Below are 16,927 nucleotides of genomic sequence, written 5' to 3' on the forward strand. Positions count from 1 at the left end.
GATCGGGTTCAGGGTTCAGCGGTTCACGGGGCCGCCCCGGCACCGGCCTTCGCCGGGGCGGTTCCCCGGCCGGCCGCGTCCGCCCCGGCCGCCTCGGCCCGGCTCAGCGCCGCGTTCCGGGTGTCCGGCATCAGGACGTACGTCACCAGCGAGACCAGCGCGCAGCCGGACACGTACCAGAAGAACATCTTCTCGTGGCCGCCGCTCTTGAACCACAGGGCCACGTACTCCGCCGTGCCGCCGAACAGCGCGTTCGCGACGGCGTACGGCAGGGCGACGCCCAGCGCGCGCACCCGGGTCGGGAACAGCTCGGCCTTCACCGCCGCGTTGATCGAGGTGTAGCCGGTGACGATCACCAGGGCCAGCAGGGACAGACCCAGCGCGGACCAGTAGGAGTCGACCGAACCGAGGGCCGTCATGATCGGGTACGTGCCGACGGTGCAGCCCACCGCGAAGGTGATCAGCAGCGGGCGGCGGCCGATCCGGTCCGACAGCATTCCGGCGAAGGGCTGGAGCACGGCGAAGAGGGCGAGGGCCGTGAAACTCACCAGCGTCGCCGTGGTCTTGGCCATGCCAGCGCTGCCGACCAGGTACTTGGTGAGGTACGTGGTGTACGTGTAGTAGGCCACGGTTCCGCCGAGGGTCAGCGCCATCACCAGCCCGGCCTGCCGCCGGTGCTCCCACAGCGCCTTCAGCGAGCCGCGCGGGCTGCCGTCGTGGGCGTCCCCGTCCGCGGACTCCTCCGTGAACGCGTCGGTCTCCTGGAGCCGCCGCCGCAGCCAGAACACCACCACCGCGAACAGGGCCCCGAGGACGAACGGGATGCGCCAGCCCCAGCTCGACAGCTGGGCCGCGGTCAGCGTGTGCTGCATCGTGATCAGGATGCCGAGGCCCAGCAGCTGCCCGCAGGTCATCGACACGTACTGGAAGGAGGAGCCCAGCCCGCGCCGGTCGCGGGCCGACGCCTCGGTGAGGTACGTGGCGCTGGCCGCGTACTCGCCGCCGATGCTCAGCCCCTGGAGCAGGCGCGCGAGCAGCAGCACCAGGGCGCCGAAGTACCCGGCCTGGCCGTAGGTCGGTGCGACGGCGATCATCAGGGCCGCCACCGACATCATGGTGACGGTGAGGGTGAGCGCGCTCTTGCGCCCGTGCCGGTCCGCGGCCCGGCCCAGGATCCACCCGCCGACGGGACGCATGAGGAACCCGACCGCGAAGATGCCCGCCGTGTTCAGCAGTTGGGTGGTCGGGTTGTCGCCGGGGAAGAAGGAGTCGGCGAAGTAGATCGCGAAGCTCGCGTAGACGAACCAGTCGTACCACTCCACCAGGTTGCCGAGGGAGCCGCCGATCAGGGCGAGGCGGCGCCTGGCGCGCTCCTCCCGTTGCTGCGACCCGGGCGTGACGGCGGACGAGGACATGGCGGCTCCAGACGGAAGTCCCCGAGGGGAGAAGGGGGAACCCCCCGGATGCGGGGGTGCCCAGAGCATGGATCGGGCGCCGGACCCGGACAAGGCCCGCCGCCCAGATCTAACGTTCCGCTAAGGAACCCGCGCATCTGCGCGTGCCCCGGCCGTCAGCTGACCGGTCGCGGATACGGCGGCAGCCGCCGGACCAGGAGCCCGGTCGCCGCGGCGAGGGCGATCAGCAGCCAGCAGCAGCCCGCCAGGGCGCTCAGGAACGCCGCGGGCGGCCGGCCGCCGGCGACCTGCGGGTCCGCGCCGAGCAGCGCGGTGAACAGCGCACCGAGCACGCCGACGCCGATCGCGCCCGCGAGCTGGTTCATCGTCAGCAGGATCCCGGACCCGGCACCCGCGTCCCGGGCGTCGACGGAGGCGAGGACGGCGGCCAGCGCCCCCTACCCGAGGGCCATGACCGCCACGCCCCCCAGCAGCACCGGGGTCCCGTACCGGTCGGCGAGGCGACGGCCGCCGACCAGGCCAGCGCGAAGGCCCCCCACAGCGCCGCCGCCGAACCGGCGAGGACGGGCCAGAGCAGTCCGGTCCGCACCCCCGGCGAGCCCGCCGCCACGACGGCGCGACCAGCAGCCCCGTGCCGACGGCGGTCAACAGCAGCCCGAGCGGGTCCACCGGCTCGCCCGAGCCGCGCCCGCCCGGCAGGACCCGGCCGGCCACGGCCGCCCCGGAACACCCGCCGCCGCCGTCACCCGGCCGGGACCGTCGTCGTCGGGGTGTTCCAGCCGGAGATCCGCAGGGCCGGTGCCGCGCCGCGCAGGTCCGCCGTCCGGTAGACCGCCGTCAGCGTCGCCGATTCGCCGGGCCAGAGGGTGATCTGGTTGTCGCTCCACCGGACGGGAAGCAGCGGCTCGCCCCCCGCTCCCAGCAGGTGCACGTCGGTGAGCAGCGCCGGGGCGCTCCCCTTCCCGGTGTGGCGCACGGTCACCGTCGTCGTCGAGACCCCCTGCCCGTCCGAGGCCGTCGCGGAGGTCGCCGCCACGGCCGAACGCGGCATCGAGCTCAGCCCCTTGAGGTCGGCGTACGCGGTCGTCGGCGTGTGGTACCAGGTGCTCCCGGAGTAGTCGAGCACGTCGGCCCGGGACGAGAGCCAGTAGACGTTGCGACTGATCTCCCGCCCGTCGGCGTCGGTGAGCAGCAGCCGGGCCAGGTGGGTGGTGGCCAGGCCCGGGACCGACGCGGGCAGGGTCAGCGCCGTGCTGCTCGCGCCCCCGCCCGCCACGCTCAGCCCCGTCACCGTCCGGTCGTAGCGCTGCGTGCCGTCGGGGTCGAAGAGGGTCACCCGCGCGGTCAGCCCCGAGGCCGCGGCGGCGCGGCTGTTGACGACCGACACGGCGCGGTTGTCGTACCCGTACTGGATGTGCAGGGGCTCGTTCGCCTTCTTCGCCCCGAAGTAGGCCCCGCCCTGGTCGAGGTAGCGGTCCACCAGCTGCCAGTGCAGCGAGGTCCAGCCGCTGTTGAACATCCAGTACACGACCCCGGTCGACGGCGCGGAGGCGTCCTTCGCGTTGCGGGCGTACGCCTCGAACTGCGCCCGCACGGCCTCGTACTGGGCGAGCTGCGCCTTGCGCACGTAGTCCTCCAGACCCGTCGGCGCACCGTAACGGCCCGCCAGGGCCGCGTCGTACAGCCTGAGCGTCGCAAAGGTGGACGAGGGCGAGCGGTGGTACTGGGCCGCCGAGGGGTCCTTCCACAGGCTTTCCAGCTCCGCCGGCGACAGCATCCGGCGCAGCGTGTCCAGGGTGGGGACGTCGGGGCCGGCGCTGGTCTCGGAGTTGAAGCCGGTCGCTCCGCCCTCCCGCTTGGCGTACCAGTAGCCGGGCGGGACCCAGTCGTAGGGGCCGGTCATCTTCATCCCGGAGCGCCCGGTGACCGGTGAGGACCGGGCGGAGGCCGAGGGGACCACGGGGGCCGTCCAGTCGGCGGCCTCCAGCGCGTCGAGGTAGCCCTGCTCGATCGTCCGGTCCGGGGCGAAGTCGCTGCCGATCAGGAAGGAGGCCACGCTGGGGTGGTGGCGCAGCCGGGCGGCCTCGGCGGCCATCGAGGCCTTCGCGACCGGGTAGTCGGCGCTCTCCCACCGCTCCCCGGCCTCCGAGCCGTTGACCTCGCCCTCCCACTTGTCGCAGCACTCCCAGCCGGGCAGTGTGAGGATCCCGTACCGGTCGGCGAGGTCGAAGAACTCGTCGGGCTCGATGTGGCCCTCCAGGCGCAGCGCGTTCAGCCCCAGGTCGAGGGCGTACCGGAGCCGGTCCTCGGTGTACCGGGTGTCCCAGCGCAGGAACTCGTCGGGGGACCAGCCGGCGCCCCGGATCAGCAGCGGGCGCCCGTTCACCACGTACTGGCGCGCCCCGTCGGCGTTCAATGGAGCCCGTACGTCGCGGATGCCGAAGGACTCGTGCGCGGTGTCGGAGGCCGTGCCGTCCACCGATGCGGTCAGGTCGAGGGAGTACAGGGGCTGCCCGCCCATCGCGGCGGGCCACCACACGCGGGGCGACGCCAGCCGCAGGCCCGGGTGGTCGGCGGGGGAGAAGACCACGGTCCGGGTCTCGTGCGGGGCGAGGGTGACGCTCCGGCTGACGGAGGCCGGGCCGACGGTGCCCGAGACGGTCGTGGTGACGGCGGCCGCCGAGTCGTTGCGCACCCGCGCCTTGACGGTCAGCTCGGCCGTGGCCATCGAGGGCAGGGCCAGGGAGGTCACCACGTGCGCGTCGCGCAGGGCGACCGGGCCGCCCCGACGCACGGTGACGTCGCGGACGATCCCCATGTTCTCGTCGGGCGGCGGCTGCAGCCAGTCGAGCCAGCCCATCGTGAGGTGCTTGCGCGGGTTGTTGGGCCGGATCCTGAACGCGACCGTATTGGTGCCCGCCCGGACGAGGGCGGTGACGTCGAGTTCGTGCCGGGTGTAGGCGCCGGTGACGGTGCCTGCGTCGGCGACCCGGCGGCCGTTGACGTAGACGTCGGCGGCGGAGATCACCCCGCTGAAGTCCAGGTACGTACGGGCGCCCGGGTCGGCGACGGTGAAGTCGGAGCGGTACCACCAGGGGACGGTGAAGTCCCCGGCCGGGATCTGCTTCTGCTGGGTGGAGTAGAAGGGGTCGGGGTACGCGCCGGCGGCGAGCAGCGCCGCGAGGACCGTGGACCGGGACCCGGCGGGGTACCAGCCCGTCACCGGATAGCCGGGACTGGACACCTCGGCGGCGGTGTCGGAGACCTCCGCCGTCGACCGGATCGCGTACGAGGCCAGGACCGTACCGGTCCCGGGCGCCGCCGCGACGGCGGTCGCCCGCACCCCCGCCGTGGGAGGGGGTGCGGGCGCGGGCGCCGCGGGGGAGGCCCCGGCGGCCAGGACGAGGACCAGGGAACCGGCCGCGAGGGCGGCGGTCCGGGCGTACGCGGGGGCGGGGCGGTGCGGCACGGAGGCCTCCCGTGGGGGGACGGGGCTCGGGATTCCGCGCGGAGTCTGTCACGGCCGGGCCCGGGACACGCCGCGACGGCTCGTGCCCGGCGCGGCGTACGCGGGCCGTCGCGGCCGGCCCCGGGCCGGTCGGCCCGGGGCTCCCCCGGCCACCGCCGGGAGGTACCGCCAGGTGCCGTGCCCCGCAAGGCCGGGGAGGGAGCCACGACGGTGGGGGCACCTCCCGGCGGTGGCCGGGGGAGCGTCGCGGGCCCGGCGTGATCCGCAAGACACGGTCCGCCGGCCGCGCGGGAGCCGATCGGCTGATCCGGCGCGGCCCCGCCCGGCGTGTCCCGGTACGACGGCGGGGGGCGGCGCGGGGCGGCTCCTACGATCCGTCGCGCGGGCTCCCGGCCGCCGACCGTCGGGCCGGACCCCCGCGTCCGCACGCCGGAGCCAGCCGAGGGAGCCGTCCGCATGCCCCAGTCCTCCACCCCCGGTGCGCGCGGCAGGCTCCGCCGGGCCTGCACGGCGGCCGTCGCCGCGGCCGCGCTCGCGGTGGCCTGTCCCGGGACGGCGCTGGCGGCGGCCGGCGACCTCGATCCGCTCTTCGGGGGCGGCGACGGCATCGTCGTCACGGACCTCTCGTACTACGAGGACGTCCAGGACATGGTCCTGCAGCCCGACGGCAGGATCATCACCGTCGGCGGCGTGACCCCCGCCGAGGGCGGCGAGGACGGCAGCGACTTCTCGCTGCTGCGCTACACCGCGGACGGCAGCCCCGACCCCTCCTTCGGCACCGGGGGCGTCGTGCGGACCCACCTCAGCCCCGACGACGCGGGCCACGCGGTGGCCCTCCAGTCCGACGGCCGCATCGTCGTGGCGGGCATCAGCACCGCGGAGGAGGACGGCGTCAGCTGGGGCCGGTTCACGGTGCTCCGCTACCTCGCGGACGGAACCCCCGACACCTCCTTCGGCGACGGCGGCCGGGTGTTCCCGGACTTCGGCCGGGGCACCGCGGCCCGGGCGGTCCGGGTGCTGGCCGACGACCGGATCCTCGTCGCCGGCGCGGCCCGGGGCGACTTCGCCCTGGCACGGCTGCTGCCCGGCGGCGCCCCCGACGCCGCGTTCGGCGACGGCGACGGCCTCGTGACGACGGCCTTCGCCGGAGGCGGTGCCTCCGTCCAGGACCTCGCGCTGGCCTCCGACGGGCGGATCGTCGCCGTCGGGCAGCGCGGCTACACCTCGCCCTCCTACTCCACCGACGTCGCCGTGGCCCGCTACACGGCCGCAGGCGCCCTCGACCCGGGCTTCGACGGCGACGGGACCGCCGTCTACGACTGGGGCGGTACGGGGGACACCGCGAACGGCGTCGCGCTGCTGCCGGACGACCGCATCGTCATCGCGGGCCAGAGCCCCGAGGGGTTCACCGTGGCCCGGCTCACCACCGCCGGCGCCCCCGATCCCTCCTTCGGCGGGGACGGCCGGGTCGGAACCGTCTTCGAGGGCGGCCTGGGCGCGGCCCACGACGTGGCGCTCCAGCCGGACGGCAGGCTCGTGGCCGTCGGCGTGGGGCGCGGAACGGAGGGCGGCAACGACTTCGCCGTCGCCCGCTACCTGGGCGACGGCACCCTCGACGCCTCCTTCGGCGGCGACGGCAAGGTGACCACCGACGTGGGCTTCGACTTCGCGGAGGACTGGGAGGAGGCCCACGCCGTCGCCCTGCGGCCGGACGGGAAGATCGTGGTCGCCGGCGTCACCGACGACTCCACCGCCCAGGCCGTGCTCCGCTACGAGGGCACCGGAACCACGCCGCCGCCCCCGCCGGGCGCGGACCTGTCGGTGACCAAGACCGGCGCAGCGACCCTCGCCCTCGGCGACCCCACGGCCTACACCGTGCGCGTGACCAACAACAGCACCACGACGCGGGCGACCGGCGTCCAGCTGACCGACACGCTCACCGGCACCGGCGGGCTGCTGGCCGCCACCACCACCCGGGGCAGCTGCACCACCGCCCCGGCCCAGGTCACCTGCGCCCTCGGCACCCTCGACCCCGGCGCCACCGTGACCGTCACGGTCACCGCCGAGCCCACGCGGGCCGGCACCCTCACCGACACGGCCCGCGTCACGGCCGTCGAGAGCGACCCGCAGGCGGCGAACAACACCGCGAGCGTCACCACCGCCGTCGCCAACACGCGGGGCTGCACCATCATCGGCACCAGCGGCAACGACACCGTCACCGGAACCTTCGGCAACGACGTGATCTGCTCCCTCAGCGGCAACGACACCGTCAACGCGGGCTACGGCAACGACACGGTGTACGCGGGCGCCGGCAACGACCGGCCCGACGGCGGCTTCGGCGACGACACCCTCGTCGGCGGCACCGGGAACGACGTCCTGACCGGCAACTACGGCAACGACCGGCTCAACACCGCCGACGGTGTCGCCGGCAACGACACGGCCAACGGCGGCTACGGGACCGACACCTGCACCACCGACCCGGGCGACACCCGCGTCAGCTGCCCTTGACCGCCGTCCGCCGCCCGGCGGCGGCGGACCGCAGCAGGGACAGGAAGGCGCCGACCGCCGGCGGTCGGCGCAGCCCGCGCGGGGTGCCGGCGTACACCTTCCGGCAGGGCAGGTCCGCCGGGTCGACCGGCACCAGGACGACGTCCGGCCGCACCGCCCCGGCCGCCAGCTCCGGCAGCACCGTGATGCCGAGCCCGGCGGCCACGAAACCCTGCTTGGCGGTCCAGTCGTTGACCCGGAACGCCACCCGCGGCCGGAACCCGGCCGCCAGCGCGGGCGCCAGCAGGGTCTGTTCGGGGCGGACGTCGCCCTCGATCCAGTCCTCGTCGGCCAGTTCGGCGAGGTGTAGCACGGAGCGCCCCGCGTACCGGTGGCCGAGCGGCAGCGCCGCGTACATCGGCTCGTCCAGCAGGTGGTGCAGCTCCGGGCCGGGCAGCTCGACCCCGGCGGGGGTGCTCAGCACGGCCAGGTCGAGGGCGCCCTCGGCCAGCAGCGCCGCGTGCTTGGCGGTGGGCCCTTCCGAGTGGACGACGGTGACACCCGGGTACCGGTCCCCGAAGGCGGCCAGGGCGCGCGGCACCAGGGACACGTTGGCGGCGGCGAAGGCCCCGACCCGCAGGGTGCCGCCACCGAGGGAGCGCAGCGCGGTCAGCTCCGCGCGCGCCGCCCGCAGCCGGTCCCGTACGCCCTCGGCGTGGGGCAGCAGGACGCGCCCGGCCTCGGTCAGCCGCACCCCGCGCGGCAGCCGGTCGAACAGGGCGGTGCCCCACTCCTCCTCCAGGGCCTGGACCTGCCGGGAGACGGCGGACTGGGTGTACCCGAGGGCCCGGGCGGCGGCGGTGAAGGAACCGTCCCGGGCCACCCGCAGGAACACCTCGTACGAGCCATGTGGATCGGGCATGGCAGCCATGCTAGACATTCGCTTGTCGCATGCCTCGGGCGGTCCTAGCGTCGGGGCCATGGAGAAGATCGCATTCCTCGGCCTCGGGGCCATGGGCCTGCCCATGGCCCGTCGCCTGCTCGACGCCGGACACCCGCTGACCGTCTGGAACCGCACCCCCTACAAGGCCGGCCCGCTGGTCGCCGCGGGCGCCCGCCTCGCCGACGGACCGGGGGAGGCGGCCGCGGGGGCCGACGTCGTGATCACGATGCTCGCCGACCCGGCCGCCGCCCGTGCCGTGGCCGGCTCCGTCCTCCCGGCCCTGCGGCCGGGCACCCACTGGATCGACACCTCGACGGTGGGGCCCGACACGATCGCCGAGCTGGCCGCCCGCCTCCCGGAAGGGGTCTCGCTGACCGACGCGCCGGTGATGGGCAGCGTGGACCGGGCGGCGGCCGGAGAGCTGTGGATCCTGGCGGGCGGACCGCTCCCCGGCCCGGTGCGCACGGTCCTGGAGCGGCTGGGAGAGGTCACCGCATGCGGTGCCCCCGGCTCCGGGGCCGCCCTCAAACTGGTCCTGATCAACGCGGCGATCGGTGGTGTGGCCCTGGTGTCCGAGGCCCTCCGGCTCGGCCAGGCCCTCGGGCTCCCCGCCGGGCTGGTCCGCGGCGAACTGGCCAGGGGCCCACTGTCGGGAGCGGTGGCCCGCACCTTCGCGGCCGGCTCCCACTTCCCGGTGGCCCTGGCCGCCAAGGACGTCTCCCTGGCGCTGGACACCGCCGGGACCCGGCTCCCGGTGCTGAGCGCCGTCCACGCCGAGCTCGCCGCCCGCCCCGAGCTGGCGGGCGAGGACCTGTCCCGGATCCGGCCGCGGGCGCCCCTCTGGGACTGACCGGGGGCACCCGCGCGGGGCGTCAGCCGGTGCCGGCCGTCAGCAGCCGGGTCCGGAACAGGTCGAGGACGGTGTCCAGCGCCTGTCGCGTGGGCTGCCCCGGCTCGTCGACCAGGTGCTCCGTCAGGACGGAGTGCGGGGGCAGGGGGCTGTCCGGGCTGGCCGCCGAGTCGTCCAGCTCGACGGCGACGAACGCGTCGCCCAACTCGCGGCGCAGGTACGCGAACCGGTCGCCGGGCACCAGTCGGTCGCCCCGGAAGCGCAGGCCGAGCACCTGGAGGCCCTCGCGCTCGCAGCGCCCGCGGACGACGGCCAGTTCCTCGGGGGAGATGTCGATGCGGCCCGCCCGGCCGGGGGTGAGGGCCAGCGGCAGCGACGGCTGCGACAGCACCGGGGCGAGCAGGCGCTGATCGGTGGCCATGGCCAGCGCGAACCCGCCGGTCAGGCACATCCCGACGGCGCCGACCCCGGGGCCGCCGCACCGCTCGTGCTCGGCCGCGGCGAGCGCCCGGAGCCAGGTCACCACCCGGGACGCCCGCCCGGTGGCGAGCAGGGTGAACTCCCGGCTCACGCACACCTTCCGCATGGTCGACGCCAGGTACCGCCCGGCCTGCGGCCAGCCCGCGGTGCGGGGGTCCGCGTCCCGTCCGGGTTCGCCGAAGAGCACCGGCAGCACGGCGGTGCAGCCCGTGTCCGCCACCCGTTCGGCGAACTCCAGGACCTTGGGGGTGATGCCGGGGATCTCCGCCATGACGATCACCGCCGGGCCCGAGCCGCGGCGCAGCAGCCGCCGTGTGGTGCCCTCGTGCGTGAACGTGTCCCTGGTGAAGCCGGTCAGGTCGTGATCTGCCACGGGTCTTGCGGTCCCTCCGGTCGGATCCTCCTCGGCGGCCCCCAAGTTACCGGGACGTAGGGGGTCGCGGTCAATGGGACCCCCCCCGCCGAGTTCAAGATCATCCGCGTGCAGAATGACCCGTATGTCGATGACAAACCTGCCGAAGACGGCCACCGTTGACGACGCCCCGTCGATCAGCCGCGCCCTGGCCCGCGCCTTCCACGACGACCCGATGATGAACTGGTTCTTCCCCGCCGAGGATGCGCGGGATGAGAACCTGACCCGGTACTTCAGCACCATCTTCACGCGCCAGTACGCCCGACACGGCGTGTGCGAGCGCACGGACGCCGCGGCCGCCTTCTGGGTGTCGCCCGAGGGGCACGAGAAGTCCGTCCCCGACGCGGAGACGATCCGGGAGCTCACGGAGATCCTCGGCGACCGGGCCCACCTGTTCCGCGACGCCGTCGAACTGGCCGCCCGGCACGCGCCGCAGGAGCCGCACTGGTACCTGGCGCTGATCGGCGCGGACCCGGCCGGCCAGGGCCGGGGCCACGGCTCCGCGCTGCTGCGCTCGGGCCTGGCCAAGGCCGACGCGGCGGGCCTGCCCGTCTACCTGGAGTCGTCCAAGCCGTCCAACCTGCCCGTCTACGAGCACTTCGGCTTCACGGTCCTCGGCGAGGTCGAGCTCCCGGGCGGCGGCCCCACCCTCTGGGCCATGCGCCGCGCCCCCCGCACCGCCTGACACCACGGCGCCCGCCCCGGCCCGCCCCGGCCCGCCCCGCGCCCCGGGGCGGGCGCCGTTCAGCAGTCGAACCAGACGGTGAGCCGCACGTTCTCGTCGCCGTGCAGTGCGGCCAGGGTCTCCATCACGGTCCACAGCGGCTTCCACGCGCCGTCGGGCGGGACGGCCTCGCCCCGGGTCATCCGCTCCACCCGGTAGCGGACGTCGTCGCCGTCGGCCCACTCCGTGCCCTCCGGCCAGTCGTGCTCCTCGTACCGGAACAGCCGCCCCGGGTCCCGCTGCCGGGCCAGGCCGGCCACCTCGGCGACCCGGGGGCTCCAGGCCGCCTCGCCCGTCATCACCCAGCTGTCCCCGGTGCGCCGGTACTCGCGGATCCGGGCGTCCACCCGCTGCGCCGGCTCCGACCAGTCGACCCGCTTGAGCTCCGCCCAGCCGATCCAGGTGGCCCCGTGCGCGTCGGACCCCAGGCCCGCGTGCTCCGCGCGGACCGCCGGGGAGGCGTCCCCGGGCAGCCCACGACCCTCGGCCAGGGGCCGGAAGCCCGCGAAGTTGCGCACGCCGAAGAGGCAGCCGAAGGCGTCGTAGTCCCGGCCGTCGTACAGCAGCGCGAGGTCGATCGCGGCGCACCAGGGCTCCTCGCCCCACTCGTCCGCGCATTCCACGAACCCGTGGATGTCCGTTCCCATGGACGGCGATTCTCCGGGCGGGACGCCGCGCCCGGCAACGGATTTCCGGCGCCGGGCCCCGGCCCCGCACCCCCAGCGGGTGCGGGCCGCGGCCGGATGCGGAAAGCTGGGCAGTGCCGCGGCGCCGGCCGGGCGACGGACTGGCGAGGAGGGGCTGATGGAAGCCAAGGAAGCTCCGCGAGGGACCCGGGCCGTACGGACGCGCCGCAGAGGGGCGCGCGGAGCGGCCCTGCTGTGCGTGCTCGCGGCCCTCGCGGCGGCCGCCGGGCCGGCCTCCGCAGCCCGAACCGTCGCGGCCCCGGACCCGCTCGTCGTGGTCGACTGCTTCGACAAGCCCCAGGTCCGCCCCGACGAGTACCTGCTCGCCTGCGGCGACGGCAACAACCGGCTGGTCGGACTGCGCTGGGAGAGCTGGGGGCCGCGCACCGCGACCGCCACCGGGACCGACATGGTCAACGACTGCCGCCCGTACTGTGCCGCGGGACGCTTCCGCGCCCACCCGGTGACGGTGACCCTGAGCAAGCCGCAGCCCTGGCCGGACCACCCCGACGTCCGGCGCTTCACCACGATCCGGCTGCTCTACACCGACACCGCACCGCACCCGGTCCCCAAGGACGTGACGTACAAGCTCGTGTACTGACGCGCCCCCGCCGGCCGCCCCGCTCGGTCGCCGGGCACGGGCGGCCTTCCTACGATGGAGTGAGGCCTCGGGGACCCGCGTGCAGAGGGGGTACCCCATGCGCAGCTTCCGGGCGGGCACCGCGCTCGCCGCCGCATCCCTGCTGCTCACCGCGCTGTGCGCGGGCCAGGCCCCGGCCGCGGGGGTGCCCGGCCGGGCGGACGTGGACGCGGCCACGGCGGAGCGGCTCGACGAGGCGGTCACCGCGGCCATGAAGAAGGCCGGCATCCCCGGCGTCACCGTCGGGCTGTGGTTCGACGGCCGGGGATCCTACGAGCGCTCCTTCGGCACGGCGGACACCGCCACCGGCGCCCCGATGAAGACGGACCTGTTCACCCGGATCGGCAGCGTCACCAAGACCTTCACGGTCACCGCGCTGCTCCAGCTCGTCGACGACGGCAGGCTCCGCCTCGACGACCCCGTCTCCCGGCACCTCGACGGCGTCCCCGGCGGCGACCGGATCACGGTCCGCCAGCTCGCCGAGATGCGCAGCGGCCTCTTCGACTACACCCAGGACACCAAGTGGCTCGCCACGCTCCGGGCCGACCCCACCCGCTCCTGGACGCCGCGCGAGCTGCTGGGCATCGCCTTCCGGCATCCCGCCCAGTTCCCCCCGGGAGCCCGCTGGCAGTACTCGAACACCAACACCGTGCTGCTCGGCCTGCTCGTGGAGAAGATGAGCGGCCAGGACCTCTCCTCCTACCTGCGCGCACACGTCCTGGACCCGGTCGGCCTGGACGACACCGCGCTGCCGAAGGGCGCCGAGATCCCCAGCCCGTACGCCCACGGCTACACGGACTTCACGCCCGACGGGAAGGTGGCCGACGCCTCCCGGTGGAACCCCTCCTGGGCCTGGGCCGCCGGCGCGATGACCTCCACCCTGGACGACCTGCACACCTGGGTGCCCGCCCTGACCGGCGGGAAGCTGCCCGACGGGAGCCGGCTGCTGGAGCCGGGTACGCAGGCCCAGCGGATGCGGATGCTGCCGACCGGCCACCGCGGCGTCGGCTACGGCCTGGGCATCGCCGAGATCGACGGCTGGGTCGGGCACAACGGCGAGCTGCCCGGGTACGAGACGATCGCCGCCCGCCTGCCGCAGGAGGGCGCGGTGCTCGTGGTGATCGTCAACTCCGATGTGGACGGGGACTTCGGCAACCTGAGCACCCTGATCGGGCACGAGGTCACCACCATCGCGACCCCGGACCACCGGTGGACCCTGCCGGCGGCGGCCCAGCCCGACGCCACCCCCGACCCCGTGCCGCCGCGGAGCTGACGACGCGGGCCGGTTCCGGCGCCCTGGGGGCGCCGGAACCGGCCCGTTGCGTCGTACCGCCCGCGGAGGGGGTCAGTCCGTGCCGAACTCCATCGCGGCGCGGTCCAGCATCTCCTCGTCGGCGGAGACCTCGCCGCGCGAGGCGATGGCCTCGGCGCCGCCCTGCGGCATCTCCGGCATGGTGCCGATCAGCCCGGTCGCGGCCGCCTGCGCCGCGCCGACGGCGGGGCTGCCGGTCCCGATCAGGCCGAGCACCGCGTACTGCTCCAGCTTGGCGCGGGAGTCGGCGATGTCCAGGTTGCGCATGGTGAGCTGGCCGATCCGGTCCACCGGGCCGAAGGCCGAGTCCTCGGTCCGCTCCATGGACAGCTTGTCCGGGTGGTAGCTGAACGCCGGGCCCCGGGTGTCGAGGATCGAGTAGTCCTCGCCGCGCCGCAGCCGCAGGGTCACCTCGCCGGTGACGGCCGCGCCGACCCAGCGCTGGAGGGACTCCCGGACCATCAGGGCCTGCGGGTCCAGCCAGCGGCCCTCGTACATGAGCCGGCCGAGGCGGCGGCCCTCGTTGTGGTACTGGGCGAGGGTGTCCTCGTTGTGGATCGCGTTGACCAGGCGCTCGTACGCGGCGTGCAGCAGGGCCATGCCCGGCGCCTCGTAGATGCCGCGGCTCTTGGCCTCGATGATCCGGTTCTCGATCTGGTCGGACATGCCCATGCCGTGGCGGCCGCCGATGGCGTTGGCCTCCATGACCAGGTCGACGGGGGAGGAGAACTCCTTGCCGTTGATCGTGACGGGGCGACCCTGGTTGAAGCCGATGGTCACGTCCTCGGTGGCGATCTCGACGGACGGGTCCCAGAACCGCACGCCCATGATCGGCTCGACCGTCTCCACACCGGTGTCGAGGTGCTCCAGGGTCTTCGCCTCGTGGGTGGCGCCCCAGATGTTGGCGTCGGTGGAGTACGCCTTCTCGGTGCTGTCGCGGTACGGCAGGTCGTGGGCGACCAGCCACTCCGACATCTCCTTGCGGCCGCCCAGCTCGGTCACGAAGTCCGCGTCCAGCCACGGCTTGTAGATCCGCAGGTGGGGGTTGGCGAGCAGACCGTAGCGGTAGAACCGCTCGATGTCGTTGCCCTTGAAGGTCGAGCCGTCGCCCCAGATCTGGACGTCGTCCTCCAGCATGGCCCGCACCAGCAGGGTGCCGGTGACGGCGCGGCCGAGCGGGGTGGTGTTGAAGTAGGCCCGCCCGCCCGAGCGGATGTGGAACGCGCCGCAGGTCAGCGCGGCCAGGCCCTCCTCGACGAGCGCCGCTCGGCAGTCGACCAGGCGCGCGATCTCGGCGCCGTAGGTCTTCGCACGGCCGGGCACCGAGGCGATGTCGGGCTCGTCGTACTGGCCGATGTCGGCGGTGTAGGTGCACGGGACGGCACCCTTGTCGCGCATCCACGCGACCGCGACGGAGGTGTCGAGGCCGCCCGAGAAGGCGATGCCGACGCGCTCGCCGGCGGGAAGGGAGGTGAGGACCTTAGACATAGGAAGATTATGCATGCTGCCGCATGGTCATGCAATTCCGGATCGCATCCCGGACGGTTCTCCGGGCTGCGTCCCGGAACGCGGAACCCCGCACTCCTCAGCTCTCGCCGCCGCCGAAGGGCCAGGACTCGATGTCCCGGTAGTGGATCGGCCCCGGTCCCCGGCCGATGTTGCTCCCGACCAGGTGCAGGCGCCGTGCCGGCCACTCCCGCCCGGCGAACCCGTCGAGCCCCGCCGCGGCCTCCGGCGCGGCACGGTGGTCGCCGCGCCGCGCCCGGGCCAGGGTGAGGTGGGGCCGCAGCGGCCGGTCCGCGAAGCCGATGCCGCACTCCTTGACCACGGCGCGCACCTCGGCGGCCAGTACGTGCAGCTCCTCCAGCTCCCCGCCTATCCCGCTCCACAGCACCCGCTCGTCGAAGTGCCCGCCGCCGCGCAGGGACAGCCGAACGGGCCGGTGCGTGCGCGCCAGCTCCGCGAGCCGGGGCCGCAGCGGCGGAACGGCGCCGACCGGGAGCTCGCCGAGGAAGGCCAGGGTGACGTGCCAGTCCTCGATGCGGTTCCAGCGCATGCGCGGGTACGCCTCGTACGCGGGGGCGAGCGCCCGCTCCAGCTCCTCCTTGGCCTCGTCGGGCGGGGCGAGGGCGATGAAGACGCGGACGGTCGCGGGGTGGGTGTGTTCCTTCACGTACGCCTTCGTACCGCCTCCCGGCCCCCCGGTCACCTTCCGCCCCGTCAGTTCCGCCCGGGGCGCTGTCCGGCCTTCTATCTCCAACGTGGGTTGTTCCTAGAATGTCGGGATGGAGGACATCGATGCGATCGCGGTGCTGCAGGACCCCGTGCGGCGCCGCCTGTACGAGTACGTGGTGGCCCAGGGCCGCGAGGTCGGCCGGAACGAGGCCGCCGAGGCGGCCGGGGTGGCGCGCACCCTCGCCGCGCACCATCTGGACCGGCTCGCCGGGGCGGGGCTGCTGGAGAGCGGCAGCCGCCGGCTGACCGGCCGCTCGGGACCCGGTGCGGGGCGCCCCGCCAAGGTGTACACGCGGGCCCGGACGGAGTGGTCGGTGTCGCTGCCGGCCCGCGACTACCTCACGGCCGCCGAACTGCTGGCCGAGGCCGCCGAGGGGGCGGGGCTGGACGCCGGGCTCTGTGCGGCGGCGCGCCGCAGGGGTGAGGCCCTGCGCGGTGCGGCGGCTCCGTGCCGCGGACTGGAGGAGGCGATGGCGGTGCTGGCCGCCCGCGGCTACGAACCGCACCTGGAGGACGCCGCGGGCGAGGCCGGGGCCGCGGCGGCGGCCGTCGTCCGGATGCGCAACTGCCCCTTCCATGCCGTCGCCGAGCGCTTCCCGCCGCTCGTCTGCGGGATGAACCTCGCCCTGCTGGAGGGGCTGCTCGGGGTGGACGGTCCGGTGCGCGCCCGGATGGACGCCCGGCCGGGGGAGTGCTGCGTGGTGGTGGAGGATTCTAAAAACAATCATCATTGACATAGAAATGAGCGCCGTGCTGGGATGGGGTCATGACCGCATCCCCGCACGACCCCGCCGCCTTCCACCTGGCCCAGCTCAACGTCGCGACGCTCCGCTACCCCCTCGAAGACCCGCGCGTGGCTCCGTTCGTCGAGATGCTCGCCCCGGTCAACTCCGCGGCCGACGCGGCGCCCGGGTTCGTGTGGCGGCTCACGGAACCCGGGGAGGGGGACGCCACCGCCCTGCGCCCGCTGGGCGAGGACGTCATCGTCAACATGTCCGTGTGGGAAACCCGGGATGCGCTGTGGGAGTTCACCTACCGCAGCGGGCACCTGGAGGCGATGCGCGGCCGCCGGGACTGGTTCGAGCGGCACGTCGAGGCGCACATGGCCCTCTGGTGGGTTCCGGCCGGCCACCTCCCCGGCGTCGAGGAGGCCCTGGAACGGCTGGCCTGCATCAGGGAGCACGGCCCGACCCCCCGCGCGTTCACCTTCGCCTCCTTCCGTGCCGCCGCCGACTCGGCACATGACTCGGTCATCGACATATGTCGGTAGCCGA

15 protein-coding genes are annotated in these 16,927 nt (G+C 74.6%); 7 read left to right on the forward strand and 8 right to left on the reverse strand.

The genetic code is table 11. The features are described from left to right. Nucleotides 1-23: 23 nt before the first annotated feature. The 3 genes from ACIPW5_RS09900 to ACIPW5_RS09910 all read right to left on the reverse strand — a co-directional run bounded on the left by ACIPW5_RS09900 (nt 24) and on the right by ACIPW5_RS09910 (nt 4,884). On the reverse strand, nt 24-1,415 hold the full coding sequence (locus tag ACIPW5_RS09900; RefSeq protein ID WP_401242817.1) for an MFS transporter: 1,392 nt from the start codon (nt 1,413-1,415) through the stop codon (nt 24-26). A 155-nt stretch (nt 1,416-1,570) separates the two neighbouring features. Next, the gene (locus ACIPW5_RS09905; RefSeq protein WP_401242820.1) at nt 1,571-1,780 is read right to left on the reverse strand and encodes a hypothetical protein; all 210 of its coding nucleotides are present in this window, start codon (nt 1,778-1,780) and stop codon (nt 1,571-1,573) included. 377 nt (nt 1,781-2,157) lie between these two features. Beyond that, a complete protein-coding gene (locus ACIPW5_RS09910) occupies nt 2,158-4,884 on the reverse strand; it encodes a glycosyl hydrolase 2 galactose-binding domain-containing protein (RefSeq protein ID WP_401242823.1) in 2,727 nt (908 codons plus the stop codon). Between the two features lie 456 nt (nt 4,885-5,340). Here ACIPW5_RS09910 and ACIPW5_RS09915 point away from each other — a divergent pair, with 456 nt between their 5' ends. Then, nucleotides 5,341-7,392 carry a calcium-binding protein gene (locus tag ACIPW5_RS09915; protein WP_401242826.1) on the forward strand — a complete coding sequence of 684 codons (2,052 nt, stop codon included), beginning with the start codon at nt 5,341-5,343 and terminating at the stop codon, nt 7,390-7,392. Here ACIPW5_RS09915 and ACIPW5_RS09920 read toward each other — a convergent pair. After that, nucleotides 7,379-8,293 (reverse strand): LysR family transcriptional regulator, encoded by a 915-nt coding sequence (locus ACIPW5_RS09920; RefSeq protein ID WP_401242829.1) that lies wholly within the window; start codon nt 8,291-8,293, stop codon nt 7,379-7,381. The two genes, ACIPW5_RS09915 and ACIPW5_RS09920, sit on opposite strands and share 14 nt — an antisense overlap. A gap of 58 nt (nt 8,294-8,351) precedes the next feature. On the opposite strand from ACIPW5_RS09920, the gene ACIPW5_RS09925 reads away from it, so the two are divergent. Next, nucleotides 8,352-9,164: an NAD(P)-dependent oxidoreductase gene (locus ACIPW5_RS09925; RefSeq protein WP_401242832.1), complete on the forward strand. Its 813-nt coding sequence runs from the start codon at nt 8,352-8,354 to the stop codon at nt 9,162-9,164. A 22-nt stretch (nt 9,165-9,186) separates the two neighbouring features. On the opposite strand, the gene ACIPW5_RS09930 is transcribed toward ACIPW5_RS09925, so the two are convergent. Next, entirely contained in the window at nt 9,187-10,017 is an 831-nt protein-coding gene (locus ACIPW5_RS09930; protein WP_401242835.1) for a dienelactone hydrolase family protein, read from the reverse strand. Nucleotides 10,018-10,132: 115 nt separating this feature from the next. Here ACIPW5_RS09930 and ACIPW5_RS09935 point away from each other — a divergent pair, with 115 nt between their 5' ends. Then, nucleotides 10,133-10,741, forward strand: coding sequence for a GNAT family N-acetyltransferase (locus ACIPW5_RS09935; RefSeq protein WP_401242838.1), 609 nt, complete (start codon nt 10,133-10,135; stop codon nt 10,739-10,741). Nucleotides 10,742-10,800: 59 nt separating this feature from the next. Here the strand turns inward: ACIPW5_RS09935 and ACIPW5_RS09940 are convergent, their stop codons facing one another. Beyond that, nucleotides 10,801-11,427: a hypothetical protein gene (locus ACIPW5_RS09940; protein WP_401242841.1), complete on the reverse strand. Its 627-nt coding sequence runs from the start codon at nt 11,425-11,427 to the stop codon at nt 10,801-10,803. 157 nt (nt 11,428-11,584) lie between these two features. Here ACIPW5_RS09940 and ACIPW5_RS09945 point away from each other — a divergent pair, with 157 nt between their 5' ends. Both ACIPW5_RS09945 and ACIPW5_RS09950 read left to right on the forward strand, forming a co-directional pair. Continuing rightward, entirely contained in the window at nt 11,585-12,067 is a 483-nt protein-coding gene (locus tag ACIPW5_RS09945) for a hypothetical protein (RefSeq protein WP_401242844.1), read from the forward strand. 97 nt (nt 12,068-12,164) lie between these two features. After that, nucleotides 12,165-13,379 (forward strand): serine hydrolase domain-containing protein, encoded by a 1,215-nt coding sequence (locus ACIPW5_RS09950; RefSeq protein WP_401242846.1) that lies wholly within the window; start codon nt 12,165-12,167, stop codon nt 13,377-13,379. 72 nt (nt 13,380-13,451) lie between these two features. On the opposite strand, the gene argG is transcribed toward ACIPW5_RS09950, so the two are convergent. Both argG and thpR read right to left on the reverse strand, forming a co-directional pair. Then, nucleotides 13,452-14,906, reverse strand: a complete 1,455-nt coding sequence (gene argG, locus ACIPW5_RS09955) for an argininosuccinate synthase (protein WP_401242849.1) — start codon at nt 14,904-14,906, stop codon at nt 13,452-13,454. A 97-nt stretch (nt 14,907-15,003) separates the two neighbouring features. Next, entirely contained in the window at nt 15,004-15,591 is a 588-nt protein-coding gene (thpR, locus tag ACIPW5_RS09960) for an RNA 2',3'-cyclic phosphodiesterase (RefSeq protein ID WP_401242852.1), read from the reverse strand. 112 nt (nt 15,592-15,703) lie between these two features. Between thpR and ACIPW5_RS09965 the strand changes: the two genes are divergently transcribed. Both ACIPW5_RS09965 and ACIPW5_RS09970 read left to right on the forward strand, forming a co-directional pair. After that, nucleotides 15,704-16,387 carry a helix-turn-helix transcriptional regulator gene (locus tag ACIPW5_RS09965; RefSeq protein ID WP_401242854.1) on the forward strand — a complete coding sequence of 228 codons (684 nt, stop codon included), beginning with the start codon at nt 15,704-15,706 and terminating at the stop codon, nt 16,385-16,387. A 32-nt stretch (nt 16,388-16,419) separates the two neighbouring features. After that, nucleotides 16,420-16,923, forward strand: a complete 504-nt coding sequence (locus ACIPW5_RS09970; RefSeq protein ID WP_401242856.1) for a DUF3291 domain-containing protein — start codon at nt 16,420-16,422, stop codon at nt 16,921-16,923. Nucleotides 16,924-16,927 lie beyond the last annotated feature (4 nt).

Origin of the sequence: Streptomyces sp. NPDC090077, assembly GCF_044747545.1 — a bacterium.
Lineage (GTDB): Bacteria > Actinomycetota > Actinomycetes > Streptomycetales > Streptomycetaceae > Streptomyces.